The organism is Solibacillus sp. FSL W7-1324 (assembly GCF_038008025.1).
Classification (GTDB): Bacteria; Bacillota; Bacilli; order Bacillales_A; family Planococcaceae; genus Solibacillus.
In genome coordinates, this window is sequence record NZ_JBBOYH010000001.1 from 1085594 (window position 1) to 1100320 (window position 14727).

Genomic DNA, 14727 nt, shown 5'->3' on the forward strand with positions numbered 1-14727 from the left:
AAATTTGATTAGTATTATAGAAGTAGCAATTTAAATAAAAAAGGTGGCACTATTTATGAAACAGACCAAAACGTTTATCCCTACATTAAGGGAAAACCCATCCGATGCAGACGTGAAATCGCATCGCATGCTATTGCGTGCCGGATTTATCCGTCAAAATGCAGCAGGAGTATATTCATACTTACCATTAGCGCGCAAAGTATTATCTAAAATCGAACAAATTATTCGTGAAGAAATGGAAGCGATCAATTCAATCGAGCTATTAATGCCTGCATTGCAACCAGCAGAGCTATGGCAGGAATCAGGTCGTTGGGAAGCATACGGTCCCGAGCTTATGCGTTTAAAAGACCGTCATGACCGTGACTTCGCTCTAGGTGCTACACATGAAGAAGTAATTACAACTTTAGTGCGTGATGAAATTAAATCATACAAAAAATTACCGTTAACACTTTTCCAAATCCAAAGTAAATTCCGTGATGAAAAACGCCCACGCTTCGGCTTACTGCGCGGTCGTGAATTCATTATGAAAGATGCGTATTCTTTCCACTCATCACGTGAATCACTTGATGCAACATACGATGATATGTACCAAGCATATTCAAATATCTTCACACGTCTTGGCCTGAACTTCCGTGCTGTAATTGCAGATGCAGGGACAATTGGCGGTAAAGGTACACATGAATTCATGGTGCTTTCTGAAATCGGGGAAGATACAATCGCTTATTCGGATACATCGGATTATGCGGCAAACATCGAAATGGCAGAGGTTGTTGTAGAATATACAGCACCGACTACACCGATGAAAGACATCGAAAAGATTGAAACACCAGACCAAAAAACAATCGAAGAAGTATCGGCATTTTTAAATGTGGAACCTTCAAATGTGATCAAATCACTAGTTTTTGATATTGATGGTGAATTGGTTGTTGTTTTAGCACGTGGTGACCATGAAATTAACGATATTAAACTGAAAAATGCATTAGGTGCTACATCTGTTGAATTGGCAGAAGATGCAGCTATTAAAGAATTACTAGGCTGTGCACCAGGTTCAATAGGTCCTGTGAAATTACCGGTGAATGTAAAAGTTATTGCGGATAACGCAATCAAATCAATCCGTAACGGTGTTGCAGGTGCAAACGAAGATGGATTCCATTTACTGAATGTCAATCCGGAGCGCGACTTCGCCATCAGCTCTTATGAAGACATCCGTTTCATCCGACAAGGTGACCCATCTCCGGACGGTCAAGGAATCATTAAGTTTGCTGAAGGTATTGAAGTAGGACATATTTTCAAATTAGGGACAACTTATTCAGAAAAACTAAATGCAACATTCCTTGATGAACAAGGTAAAGCACAACCATATATTATGGGATGTTACGGTATCGGGGTTTCTCGTATACTTGCTGCAGTTGCAGAACATTTCCAAGATGAAAACGGATTTGTATGGCCTGCACAATTAGCGCCATATGACCTGCAACTGGTACCGGTCAATACGAAAGACGAAGCACAAGTTCAATTAGCGGACGAGCTTTATGGTGTACTGAAATCATACCGCTACGAAGTGTTGTATGATGACCGTGCAGAACGTGCCGGCGTAAAATTTGCGGACGCAGATTTAATTGGTTTACCTGTTCGTATTACAGTAGGTAAAAAAGCTTCGGAAGGTCTTGTGGAAGTGAAATTCCGTTCAACAGGCGAATCTGCAGAATGGGCGAAAGAAGAAGTAGTCGATCGCTTAAACGAATATTTCCGCCAAAACTAGTAAGATTAAGATAGAGAGAACGGGAAAGTACAATTTTTACTGTACTTTCTTTTCTTTTTCATTGGAAGTGAAGGGACCGCTTATTTTAATTAAAGCGGAGCATTTTTCTATGCCCATCGATCCCTTCGCCTTACAATGGAAACAGCAAGATGAAAGGGTGAAACAATTGTCAAAACAGGAAGGAAGACAAAAATTCCTACTATTATTGCAGCAGCTTGAATTGACTGACGATGTCTATATGTCCTTTTTTGAAAATGGAACACTCGAACGTGTAACGGTTCATAAAAAGAAACGTATTTGGGACTTTAAAATAAAAATAGAAAATATATTGCCGTACCAAGTGTATCAGTTACTGCGAATGCGGATGGTCGAGAAATTCTCGCCTATAGCCAATGTATTACTGACGATTGAATCACATAATCCGGTTGTCAATGAGCAGCATATTTTGGATTACTGGCAAGTAGTAGTTGAGCAATTGGATGAAATGTCGCCATTACTGCGTGCCAATTTATCGAAACAGACACCGAAATGGACAGGGCATAAGCTGATTGTGACATCGATGCTCGAAGTCGAGTATTTATCATTAAAAGCGAAGTATACAGATAAAATTGCCGAGTCGTACAAAACATTCGGTTTCCCTCATATTCCGCTTGAATTTCAGCTTGTAGAGGAAAATGATGAATTTATCGCCCAGCAAGAAGCATTTTATCAGCAACGCCAAGAAGAGGAAGAGCGACTGTCCAAACAGGCGATGGCCGATTTTGCGTCGCGTGAAAAAGAGAAGGCGGCCAATCCTGGTGCTGTTTCCAATGGAGATACACCATTTCAGATCGGTGCACTTATTAAAAATCCGGATCCAGTTGAAATCCGTACAGTACTGGAAGAAGAACGTTCGATTGTACTGGAAGGGTTTATTTTTGCATGTGACATAAAAGAACTGCGAAGCGGACGATCATTGCTTGAATTTAAAATTTCCGACTATACCGATTCGCTAATGGTCAAAATGTTCTCAAACGGGGACGAGGATGTCGTGAAAATGAAGCAGATGAGCAAAGGAATGTGGGTGCGCGTACGCGGATCCATTCAGCTTGATACATTTGCCCGTGATTTAGTTATGATGGTAAAAGACATCAATGAAATCAAGCGTGAACCTAAAAAAGACCATGCTCCGGAAGGCGAAAAACGTGTTGAGCTCCACTTGCATACACCGATGAGTCAAATGGATGCAATGACATCTGTCGATAAGCTTGTCGCTCAAGCAGCCAAATGGGGTCACCCTGCGATTGCGGTAACCGACCACGCTGTCGTTCAGGCATTCCCTGAAGCATATGCTGCCGGTAAGAAAAATGGCATTAAAGTTATTTACGGCGTGGAAGCAAACTTGGTTGATGACGGAAAACCAATTGTTTATGATCCGATTGATGTGGATCTTGAAGATGCTACGTATGTCGTATTTGACGTAGAAACAACCGGCTTTTCAAATGTGTATGACACAATTATCGAGCTGGCGGCCGTTAAAATAAAAAATGGTCAAGTTATTGATACATTTGAACGTTTCTCAAACCCGCATCGTAAATTAACAGCAAAGATTATCGAGCTGACACATATTACCGACGATATGCTCGTCAATGCACCAGAGCTGAATGATGTCATCCGCGAATTCCATGACTTTATCGGCGATGGCGTAGTTGTTGCGCATAATGCATCGTTCGACTTAGGCTTCCTATATGTTGCCTACAAAAATGCCGGCATAGAAGTTCGCCACCCGGGTATCGATACGGTCGAATTATCCCGTCTTGTGAACCCAGGGCAAAAAACGCATAACTTAAAAACATTAACGAAAAAATACAATATCGAACTGACCCAGCATCACCGTGCCATCTATGATACGGAAGCAACGGGTGAGCTTTTCCTGCATTTACTGAAACAGGCTGCCGATTTAGGTATTAAAAACCTGATTGAAATGAATGACCATGTCGGTGGTGAAGAAGGGTATAAACAGTCACGCCCAAGTCACTGTACAATTTTGGCGGTAGATGATGCCGGACTAAAAAATCTGTTTAAGTTAATTTCGATTTCGCATACGGAAACATTTTACCGTGTACCACGTATTCGACGCTCCGATTTGCAGAAACTACGACAAGGTTTAATCGTTGGTTCAGGTTGCTCGAATGGCGAGCTGTTTGAAACAATGATGAATAAAACGCAGGAAGAAGCCGAGCGTATCGCAAAATTCTATGATTATTTGGAAGTAATGCCGAAACCGGTCTATTCGCCACTGGTGGATGGCGGTACGGTCCATGATGAATGGGCATTGGAAGACATTATCCGCCGTATCGTCAAGCTTGGCAAAAAGCTGAACTTGCCGGTTGTAGCTACAGGAAATGTTCATTACCTGCATGAAACCGATGCGAAGTTCCGTCAAATTCTTGTTGGCTCAATGGGCGGGGCAAACCCGTTAAACCGGAATCCTTTACCGAAAGTCCATTTCCGGACAACAGATGAAATGCTGAAGGAATTTGACTTTTTAGGCCCGGATTTGGCGAAGGAAATCGTTGTGACAAATACTCAGCTTGTCGCAGATATGATTGGCGATGTAAAACCGATCAAGGACGATTTATATACGCCGAAGATTGAAGGCTCGGATGATGAAGTAACGAATCTGACTTATGAAATGGCCCATAGCATTTACGGTGAAAATTTACCGGAAATTGTCCAGGCCCGTATTGATAAAGAACTGAAGTCCATTTTAGGGCACGGGTTCGGGGTAATTTACCTGATCTCTGCCAAGCTTGTAAAAAAATCGCTCGCTGACGGATACTTAGTAGGTTCCCGTGGTTCTGTAGGGTCATCCCTCGTTGCGACATTCATGGAAATTACAGAAGTAAATCCGCTGCCGCCGCATTATGTTTGTCCTAAGTGCAAGCATTCCGAGTTTATCGCGGATGGTTCGGTTGCCTCAGGCTATGACTTACCGAACAAACAATGTCCGGAATGTGGTGCGCCGTATAAAAAAGACGGCCAGGATATCCCGTTCGAAACGTTCCTAGGGTTCAAAGGAGATAAGGTACCTGATATCGATTTGAACTTCTCCGGTGAATATCAGCCACAGGCGCATAACTATACGAAAGTGCTGTTCGGTGAGGATTATGTATTCCGTGCAGGAACGATCGGTACGGTTGCTGAAAAGACGGCATATGGCTATGTAAAAGGATACGGAAGCGACAATGGCATCACTTACCGAAATGCGGAAGTGGATCGCCTTGTGCAAGGGTGTACAGGGGTAAAACGTACAACCGGACAACACCCGGGAGGCATTATCGTAGTACCGGATTATATGGATATATACGACTTCTCGCCAGTACAGTTCCCGGCGGATGCCCAGGATTCGGAATGGAAAACAACTCATTTCGACTTCCACTCGATTCACGATAATATTTTAAAGCTCGATATACTTGGACACGATGATCCGACTGTAATTCGTATGCTGCAGGATTTATCCGGAATCGATCCGAAAACAATCCCGACAGACGACCCGATTGTTATGAAGATTTTCAGTACGCCGGAATCGCTCGGTGTAACGGAAAAGCAAATTGGCACGAAAACCGGAACGCTCGGAATTCCGGAGTTCGGGACAAAATTCGTACGTCAAATGCTTGAAGAAACGAAACCCTCAACATTCAGTGAACTTGTTCAGATTTCAGGACTTTCACATGGTACAGACGTATGGCTTGGAAATGCACAGGAACTGATTAAAGACGGTACTTGTGTATTAAAGGAAGTAATCGGCTGTCGTGACGATATTATGGTTTATTTAATTTATCAGGATTTGGAACCGTCGTTTGCCTTTAAAATTATGGAGTCTGTCCGTAAAGGTAAAGGTTTAACAGATGAGATGGAAGCGGAAATGCGTGCGAAGAAAGTGCCGGAATGGTATATCGATTCTTGTAAAAAAATTAAGTACATGTTCCCGAAAGCCCATGCCGCAGCCTATGTATTAATGGCTGTGCGTATCGCATGGTTCAAGGTGCATCATCCGATTCTTTACTATGCAGCATACTTCACTGTGCGTGCGTCGGACTTTGATCTGATTGCAATGACACAAGGTTCTGTCATGATCCGCAAAAAAATCGATGAGATCAACATGAAGGGGCTCGATGCAGCGCCGAAAGAGAAAAGTTTACTGACGGTTATGGAACTGGCACTTGAAATGTGTGAACGCGGGATGAGCTTCAAAAAGGTTGATTTATACCGTTCACAGGCAAGTGAATTCATCATCGAAGGAAACTCATTGATTCCGCCATTTGATGCCATTCCAGGCCTTGGTACGAACGTAGCGAAACAAATTGTTGAAGCTCGTAAAAACGGCGAGTTTTTATCGAAGGAAGATCTGCAGCAGCGCGGACGTGTATCGAAGACATTAATCGAGTATATGGATGAGCTTGGCTGTCTGGAAGGAATGCCGGATGCCAACCAGCTGTCATTATTCTAATGTTTGGATTGGCTAAAAGAGAGGAATTTGTAATTACGGGTGCATATTCTCTTAATTGTTGTTAATTCTATGTGTTAACAGGCAAAATTTGCATTAGGATAGCCTTTGTGCTATGCTGAATGTAATAATTTGTTGATAGTTCACCAGCAAAAGAGTGGGGTTTCCCGCTCTTTTCTGTTGTTTACACAACTATTTAATTTCGAAGAGCAAGTGTTCAGATCATTTGTTCAATGGAGTTGAACTTTGGCGAATATCACAAATTTAAAATGAAAAAATAAAGTCTGTCTAAAACGTCGTATGTTACGGCAATGGCTGGCTGACCCACGTCTGTGGGCCTCAAAAGAAATCTGGACGCAATTGCATGTAGATGTAAATGTTTCCATATTTTTCAATGAAAACTCGTCTTTTGTTTAACCAATACTAAGAAGATTTAAAACAAACAAAGACGTTAGGGAGGATACGATGAGCAAAGTTACGTCGATCATTGAAGAGCTAGTGACACCGATCGTGGAAGAGCTTGATTTGGAATTAGTTGATATCGAGTTCGTGAAAGAAGGACGCGACTGGTTCCTTCGTATTTATGTTGACACACCGGAAGGCGGCATTGATATTTTACAATGTGCCCAAGTGAGTGAACGTTTAAGCGAGAAATTGGATGAAAATGATCCAATCGAGCAAAACTATTACTTAGAAGTTTCTTCACCAGGAGCGGAACGTCCGTTAAAGAAACAACAGGACTTTGAAAAGGCAATCGGCAAATATATTTATGTAAAAACTTATGAACCAGTTAAGGATTTAAAAGAATTCTATGGTTATTTACGCGCATATACAGATGAATTTTTAGAAATCGAATTCCGTATTAAAACACGTAAAGTTACAGTACAAATTGAAAAAGAAAAAATTGCGCAAGCGCGTCTTGCTATCGATTTTTCAGATAAGCAAATTTAGGAGTGAAAACAAAAATGAGTAGTGAATTACTAGATGCCCTAACTGCCCTTGAAGAGCAGAAAGGTATTTCAAGAGATGTATTAATTGAGGCGATTGAGGCGGCTTTAGTAACGGCGTACAAACGTAACTTCAACCAAGCGCAAAATGTTCGCGTGGACCTTAACCTAGAAACAGGTTCAATGGTTGTTTATTCTCGTAAAGACGTAGTAGAAGAAGTAGAAGACGATCGTCTGGAAATCGCATTGGAAGATGCGAAATTCATTAATGCAGCTTATGAAATTGGTGACGTCGTAGAAGAAGAAGTAACACCACGTAACTTCGGACGTATCGCGGCACAGACTGCTAAGCAAGTTGTAACGCAACGTGTTCGTGAAGCAGAGCGCGGTTTAATCTATGAAGAGTATGTAGACCGTGAAGATGACATCGTAACAGGTGTAATCGAGCGTCAAGATGCACGTAATATTTATGTGTCAATCGGTAAAGTGGAAGCGGCATTACCTGTGAACGAACAAATTCAAGGTGAAGTTTATAAGCCAACATCACGTATCCGTGTTTACATTACAAAAGTTGAGCGCACAACACGTGGTCCACAAGTAATCGTATCTCGTACACATCCTGGATTATTGCGCCGTCTATTTGAGATGGAAGTTCCGGAAATTTATGATGGCACAGTTGAAATCAAATCAATTGCGCGTGAAGCGGGAGACCGTTCAAAAATCTCTGTATATGCACATAATGAAGAAGTAGATCCTGTGGGTTCATGTGTTGGAGCTAAAGGTGCACGTGTGCAAACAATTGTAAACGAATTAAACGGTGAGAAAATTGATATCGTAGAATGGTCAGAAGATCCGGTTGTATTCGTTGCAAATGCACTAAGCCCTTCAAAAGTTCTGGACGTTCAAGTAAATGAAGAAGAAAAATCAACAACAGTTGTCGTACCGGATTATCAATTATCACTAGCGATTGGTAAGCGTGGTCAAAATGCTCGTTTAGCAGCAAAATTAACGGGCTGGAAAATCGACATTAAGAGTGAAACAGATGCACGCGAATTAGGAATCTATCCTTCTGAAACGAGCACATTCGTTCCACGTGAAGATGCAGAAGAAGTACAATTTGATTTATATGGTGATGACGAAGAGTAAGCCATCATCTGGAATGATTTTGCAAGGAGGGTAAGCAATATGGCCGTTAATAAAAAAATTCCTTTACGCAAATGTGTTGCAACAGGCGAGATGCTTCCGAAAAAATCAATGATTCGCGTCGTCCGCTCAAAAGAGGGCGAAGTAACTGTTGATGTTACAGGAAAAAAATCCGGTCGTGGAGCATATGTTTCTAAAACGGAAGATGCTGTTGAAATGGCGCGTAAAAAGAATATTTTAGATCGCCAGCTTGATGCAAAAGTGCCGGATGAGGTGTATGAAGAGTTGCTAACGCTAATCCGCCGGGAGTCGATTTTATGACAAACCCGGCATTGCTACAGCTATTAGGTTTAGCGGCACGTGCACGAAAAACAATATCCGGTGAAGAGCTTGTCGTAAAAGAAATTCGTAACGGCAATGCAAAGCTTGTCTTTTTAGCCTCGGACGCTTCGGCAAATACGAGCAAAAAGATTCAGGATAAATGTACGTTTTATAAAGTTGAGTATTATGTTTTCGGAGATCGTTATGATCTAGGACATGCTACCGGGAAGGAAGCCCGTGTAGCGATTGCTATTACAGATAGCGGATTTGCTAAAAAAATGTCTAGTCTACTCAACGAAAATTAATCGGGGGTGAGCAGATGAGCAAAGTAAGAGTTCATGAATATGCGAAAAAGGTAAATAAAACAAGTAAGGAAGTTATTGAGGTGCTTGCAAAACACAATCTGCCAGTGAAAAATCACATGGCGGTAATTGACGAGCAGGCGGTCTCAAAACTAAATTCTGTCTTTAAGCAAGCAGTGGAACCAACGAAAGATTCTCCTGCAAAGACACCTGCCAAAGCTGTAAATGTTACACCAAAACGCGGTGAACAAGGGCAGAAGAAAGTGCAGCAAGGTCAAAAGCAGGATCGTCCACAATCTGCTTCTAATAACCAACAACCGAACAAAGCTTCAAACGCCCAAGGGCAACCAAAATCGCAACAAGGCGAAAAAATAAGAAATGAAAAAGGTAACCAAAATCGAAATATGACACAAAATAACAATAATAACCGCAAAAGCGGCACAACTCAAAACACTAGTAATAATAAAGGCGGTAACACGCCAAACAGAGGCGGAAATACGCCGAACAAGGGTGGCAACACTCAAAACAAAGGCGGCTATCAACAACGTAGAAAACCAGGTATCAATGGTGGTAAACGTCGTACGCACCGCCCTGCACCACAACCAATGGTGCAAAAAGAATTACCGGAAAAAATTACTTTCTATGAAAGTTTATCCGTTGCAGAACTTGCAAAAAAATTACACCGTGAGCCATCGGAAATTATTAAAAAATTATTTATGCTTGGCGTAATGGCAACAATTAACCAAGAGCTTGATAAGGATGCAATTGAGTTAATCTGTGCAGACTACGGGGTAGAAGTAGAAGAAGAAATCCGTATCGACAAAACAGATTTAGATACGTACTTCGATGACAGTATCGTGGAAGTTGACGAAAACGCATTAGAAGAGCGCCCACCGGTTGTAACAATCATGGGACACGTTGACCACGGTAAAACTTCATTGCTTGACTCAATCCGTAAAACGAAAGTTACAGCGGGTGAAGCAGGCGGTATTACTCAGCATATCGGTGCATACCAAGTAGAAGTAAACGGAAAGAAAATTTCATTCCTTGATACTCCTGGTCACGCGGCATTCACAACAATGCGTGCGCGTGGTGCATCAATTACAGATATCGCAATTATCGTAGTAGCAGCAGATGACGGTGTAATGCCTCAAACAGTTGAAGCAATCAACCACGCAAAAGCTGCAGAAGTACCAATTATCGTAGCAATCAACAAAATGGATAAACCAACTGCCAACCCGGACCGTGTACAACAAGAATTAACGGAGCACGGATTAGTTCCTGAAGCATGGGGTGGAGATACAATCTTCGTACCAATTTCAGCGCTAAAAGGTGAAGGTATTGACCAGCTTCTAGAAATGATTTTATTAGTTTCTGAAGTAGGTGAATTAAAAGCGAACCCGACTCGTTCAGCGATCGGTACAGTAATTGAAGCACAGCTTGATAAAGGCCGTGGTGCAGTTGCAACACTTTTAGTTCAAGATGGTACATTACGTGTTGGTGATCCGATCGTAGTCGGTCATGCATATGGTCGTGTACGTGCAATGGTTAACGATCTTGGCCGTCGTATTAAAACAGCTGGTCCTTCTATGCCGGTTGAGATTACAGGCTTAAACGAAGTACCACAAGCGGGTGACCGTTTCGTAGTATTCGAAGACGAAAAAACAGCTCGTCAAGTTGGTGAGTCTCGTTCAATGACAGCTATCCAAGCTTCACGTTCTGAAAAACAACGTGTAACACTTGATAACTTATTCGAACAAATGAGCCAAGGCGAAATGAAAGAATTAAACTTAATCGTAAAAGCAGACGTACAAGGTACTGTGGAAGCAATGGCTTCTTCATTAATGAAAATTGATGTTGAAGGCGTTAACGTTAAAATCATCCACACTGGTGCGGGTGCAATTACAGAATCGGATATCTCTCTTGCTGCTGCATCAAATGCAATCGTTATCGGATTCAACGTTCGTCCAGATACAAATGCAAAACGTGCTGCAGATGAAGAAGGCGTAGATATTCGTCTACACCGTATCATCTACAAAGTAATCGAAGAAATCGAACACGCGATGAAAGGGATGCTTGATCCAGAGTTCGAAGAGAAAATCGTTGGTCAAGCGGAAGTTCGTCAAACAATTAAAGTATCTAAAGTGGGTACGATCGCAGGTTCATACGTTATCGAAGGTAAAATCGTTCGCGATGCCGGCGTACGTGTAATCCGTGAAAACGTTGTAGTGTTCGAAGGTGAACTTGATTCACTAAAACGCTTCAAAGATGATGCAAAAGAAGTTGCCAAAGGGTATGAGTGTGGTATTACGATCAAAAACTACAACGACATTAAAGAAGGCGACATTATCGAAGCCTTCGTAATGGAAGAAATCGTTCGTAAATAATGATTGTATACGCAGAAGTTGAATTCATGATTCAGACTGCCCACTCATTAAAAGAAAAGCGTGCCGTCCTTCAACGGATGGTGACGCGTACGAAACAAAAATTTAATGTTTCGGTTGCAGAAATTGACCATCAGGATGTATGGCAGCGTACAAAGCTTGCGCTTGTCGCAGTTGCTTCTTCCAAAGAAGCAGCTGAACGCGAGCTAATGCGCGCTGTCCATTATCTGCAGTCAAATCCGCAATGGGAACAGCTGGATTTTTACCGTGAATATTTATAACGTCCACATTTTGTGGCAAACTGTACTATTAATTACGCAATTTAAATGAGGTGACATTTATGTCTCTACGTTCTAATCGAGTTGCTGAGCAAATGAAGAAAGAAATTACTGAAATCATTGCGCGCAAAATCAAAGATCCGCGTGTAGGCTTCGTTACGGTTACTGATGTAGCAGTAACAGGAGACTTACAGCAAGCAACTGTTTATATTACATCGTTAGGCAATGAACGCGAACGCGCGGAAACATTGCAAGCGTTAGAAAAAGCATCCGGTTTCATCCGTTCGGAAGTCGGTTCACGTATCCGCTTACGCCGTACGCCTGAACTTGCATTCGAATTCGATACAGCAATCGAATACGGAAACAAAATCGATGCATTACTACGTGGCCTACACGAAGATAAATAAAACTAAGAAGTCTGCACTGCATAACTATGCAGGCAGACTTTTTTGCTTATAAACCGAATTGTAGAATACTTAAGTTTCGTTAAGAAAAATACTTTATGCTAAGCTAGAGTGACGCGAAGCGAAGGGGGGCGAGTGTAGCTGACGGCTAACGCCTTTCGCTACAAGCAGGCTTCCTGCGGGAAAAGCACGAGGGAGAGACTACAGGCTCGAGCCGTGCCCGCGGAATATTAGAACGAATGCTAAAACCGTTACGTCGTGTAACAACGCATTCGTGACCAACGTCCTGTTGGCCTCCCGTAGCGAAGCAGAACGGATTGTATGAAAAGTACCAACTATAGCTAAAGCTTATATCAAAGAATCTATTAAATATCGAAATCCCTATTTCAAACAAAGGAGCAAAACAATGAACGGTATTTTGCCATTATGGAAAGAGCGCGGCATGACAAGTCATGACTGTGTCTTTAAATTACGAAAAATATTGAAGACGAAAAAAGTAGGGCATACCGGGACACTTGATCCGGGTGTAGAAGGCGTCCTGCCAATCTGTATCGGCCAGGCAACACGTATTGCAGAATACTTAACAGATGCCGGCAAAACGTATGAAGCAGTCGTTTCAATCGGACGTACGACAACTACAGAGGATGCGGAAGGCGAAACAGTCGAGCAAAATACAGATTTCAAATCATTTACTCGTGAAGAAATTTTACAAGCACTCCAAACGCTGACTGGTGAAATCGAGCAAACGCCTCCGATGTTTTCCGCAGTAAAAGTAAACGGGAAAAAGCTTTACGAATATGCAAGAGCAGGCCAAACAGTCGAACGCCCAACACGTAAAATCACAATTTATGAGCTGGAATTACTGGATGTTGTCGAAACATTTGAAGGGGAAGAAGTGAAATTCCGGGTCCGCATCAAATGTTCGAAAGGGACGTATATTCGTACACTAGCTGTGCAGATCGGTGAAGCATTAGGCTATCCTGCACATATGCACGAACTTGTCCGTACAGCATCAGGTACATTCACAAAAGACAATTGCTTTACATTGGCCGAAATCGCGGAAATGATGGAAGCAGGGGAGCAGGAGAAGTTTCTGTTGCCGGTTGAATATGCATTATCCGACTACCCATACATCGAAATTACGGAAGACATTGAAAAGCAAATTTTCAATGGGCAAGTTCTCCCAATGCATACTTTATTATCAGAACATGATAAAATTGTTTATGGTGTAGAGGGACGAGCATTTGCGGTATACATTGCCCATCCAACAAAGATCGGGCAAATGAAGCCGGATAAGATGTTTCCCGAAATTAATTAGGAGGCTCGAGATGAACGTTATTCATTTGAAATACCCCCATCAATTAGCACAGGAAATAGAAAAAGAGTCGTACTCATTAGCAATCGGATTTTTTGATGGGGTACATAAAGGACATCAGGCGGTCATTGAAGCGGCAAAGCAAAAAGCAGAGCAACTTCATATCAAAAGCGCCGTTATGACTTTTGATCCACATCCATCGATTGTATTAGGAAGACGTAATGAAAAAGTGTTTTATATTACGCCTCTATCACAAAAATTAGATACATTAAAAAAATTGAATATCGATACAGTATTTGTTGTAAACTTTACATCAGATTTTGCAAAGCTTACACCTGAAGAATTCATTAAGTATTTTATCGTCGATTTAAATGTTCAGCATGTTACAGCTGGCTTTGACTTCTCATTCGGTCAATACGGCAAAGGCAATATGGAGCTGATGGAGCAGCTGTCTAACGGCCGTTACGGTGTGACCGTAATCGAAAAACAGCAGGATGTAGTCGAAAAAATCAGTTCCACACGCATTCGCAAAGCATTGCAGGACGGGGAAATGGAGCAGGCTCGAAATCTATTAGGCCGTGCATTTGAAGTGCCGGGAATTGTTGTGCACGGAGATAAACGCGGACGGACAATGGGCTTCCCGACAGCAAATGTCCAGGCGATGGAAGGCTGCTATATACCGGCAACTGGTGTGTATGCAGTGAAAATTTTAGTGCAAAATAAGTGGTATGACGGGGTGTGTAATGTAGGCTATAAACCGACATTCAACAACCCGGATGAAAAGCAGCTGTCGATTGAAGTGCATATTCTGAATTTCAATAAAAACATTTACGGTGAAGAGGTCGTTGTCGGCTGGTATAAACGGATTCGCAGTGAACGTAAATTTAACGGCATCGAAGCGCTTATTGAGCAAATTGAATTGGATAAGCAGCAAGCAATCGCCTATTTTGAACAACTACGCTAAATAGTTGCGCAATCATCAATAATTATGGTACTATTCATTAGTACGAAATTATCGTATGAACCTTAGCTCGGCTTTTCGCAACTCCAGCGACTGCTGTGCTATTGGGGATATTTTATTTAACAGGAGGTCATTTAAAATGGCAATTACACAAGAACGTAAAAACGAAATTATCGCTGAGTACCGCGTACACGAAACAGACACTGGTTCTCCAGAAGTACAAGTAGCTGTATTAACTGCAGAAATCAACGCTTTAAACGCTCACTTAGCTACTCACAAGAAAGATTTCCACTCTCAACGTGGTCTTCTTAAAATGGTAGGTAAACGTCGTCATTTATTAAAATATTTACGTGAAAACGACGTAGCTCGTTACCGTGAATTAATTACTAAACTTGGATTACGTCGCTAATACGTCGTTAGT

At 41.9% G+C, this 14727-nt stretch carries 12 protein-coding genes; all 12 read left to right on the plus strand.

The genetic code is table 11. The features are described from left to right. The first annotated feature begins 55 nt into the window (after positions 1-55). The 12 genes from MKY71_RS05160 (at position 56) to rpsO (ending at position 14715) form a co-directional block, all read left to right on the plus strand. On the plus strand, positions 56-1762 hold the full coding sequence (locus tag MKY71_RS05160; protein WP_340731793.1) for a proline--tRNA ligase: 1707 nt from the start codon (positions 56-58) through the stop codon (positions 1760-1762). Between the two features lie 109 nt (positions 1763-1871). After that, entirely contained in the window at positions 1872-6254 is a 4383-nt protein-coding gene (locus tag MKY71_RS05165) for a PolC-type DNA polymerase III (protein WP_340731794.1), read from the plus strand. A gap of 462 nt (positions 6255-6716) precedes the next feature. Beyond that, positions 6717-7202 carry a ribosome maturation factor RimP gene (gene rimP / locus MKY71_RS05170; protein ID WP_079525284.1) on the plus strand — a complete coding sequence of 162 codons (486 nt, stop codon included), beginning with the start codon at positions 6717-6719 and terminating at the stop codon, positions 7200-7202. A 14-nt stretch (positions 7203-7216) separates the two neighbouring features. After that, complete coding sequence (gene nusA, locus MKY71_RS05175; protein ID WP_079525286.1) at positions 7217-8344, plus strand: transcription termination factor NusA; 1128 nt, start codon at positions 7217-7219, stop codon at positions 8342-8344. Positions 8345-8383: 39 nt separating this feature from the next. Continuing rightward, positions 8384-8662 carry an RNase P modulator RnpM gene (gene rnpM, locus MKY71_RS05180; RefSeq protein ID WP_339175595.1) on the plus strand — a complete coding sequence of 93 codons (279 nt, stop codon included), beginning with the start codon at positions 8384-8386 and terminating at the stop codon, positions 8660-8662. Beyond that, complete coding sequence (locus tag MKY71_RS05185; protein WP_251689276.1) at positions 8659-8967, plus strand: YlxQ family RNA-binding protein; 309 nt, start codon at positions 8659-8661, stop codon at positions 8965-8967. The genes rnpM and MKY71_RS05185 overlap by 4 nt, the downstream gene beginning before the upstream one ends. Before the next feature lie 14 nt (positions 8968-8981). Then, positions 8982-11351, plus strand: coding sequence for a translation initiation factor IF-2 (gene infB, locus MKY71_RS05190; RefSeq protein WP_339175596.1), 2370 nt, complete (start codon positions 8982-8984; stop codon positions 11349-11351). After that, the gene (locus MKY71_RS05195) at positions 11351-11629 is read left to right on the plus strand and encodes a DUF503 domain-containing protein (RefSeq protein WP_079525294.1); all 279 of its coding nucleotides are present in this window, start codon (positions 11351-11353) and stop codon (positions 11627-11629) included. The genes infB and MKY71_RS05195 overlap by 1 nt, the downstream gene beginning before the upstream one ends. 59 nt (positions 11630-11688) lie before the next feature. Next, complete coding sequence (rbfA, locus tag MKY71_RS05200; protein WP_339175597.1) at positions 11689-12033, plus strand: 30S ribosome-binding factor RbfA; 345 nt, start codon at positions 11689-11691, stop codon at positions 12031-12033. A 403-nt stretch (positions 12034-12436) separates the two neighbouring features. Further along, positions 12437-13348, plus strand: coding sequence for a tRNA pseudouridine(55) synthase TruB (gene truB, locus MKY71_RS05205; RefSeq protein ID WP_340731795.1), 912 nt, complete (start codon positions 12437-12439; stop codon positions 13346-13348). 10 nt (positions 13349-13358) lie between these two features. Further along, positions 13359-14309 carry a riboflavin biosynthesis protein RibF gene (gene ribF / locus MKY71_RS05210; protein WP_339175599.1) on the plus strand — a complete coding sequence of 317 codons (951 nt, stop codon included), beginning with the start codon at positions 13359-13361 and terminating at the stop codon, positions 14307-14309. Positions 14310-14445: 136 nt separating this feature from the next. Further along, positions 14446-14715: a 30S ribosomal protein S15 gene (rpsO, locus tag MKY71_RS05215; RefSeq protein WP_008403229.1), complete on the plus strand. Its 270-nt coding sequence runs from the start codon at positions 14446-14448 to the stop codon at positions 14713-14715. Positions 14716-14727 lie beyond the last annotated feature (12 nt).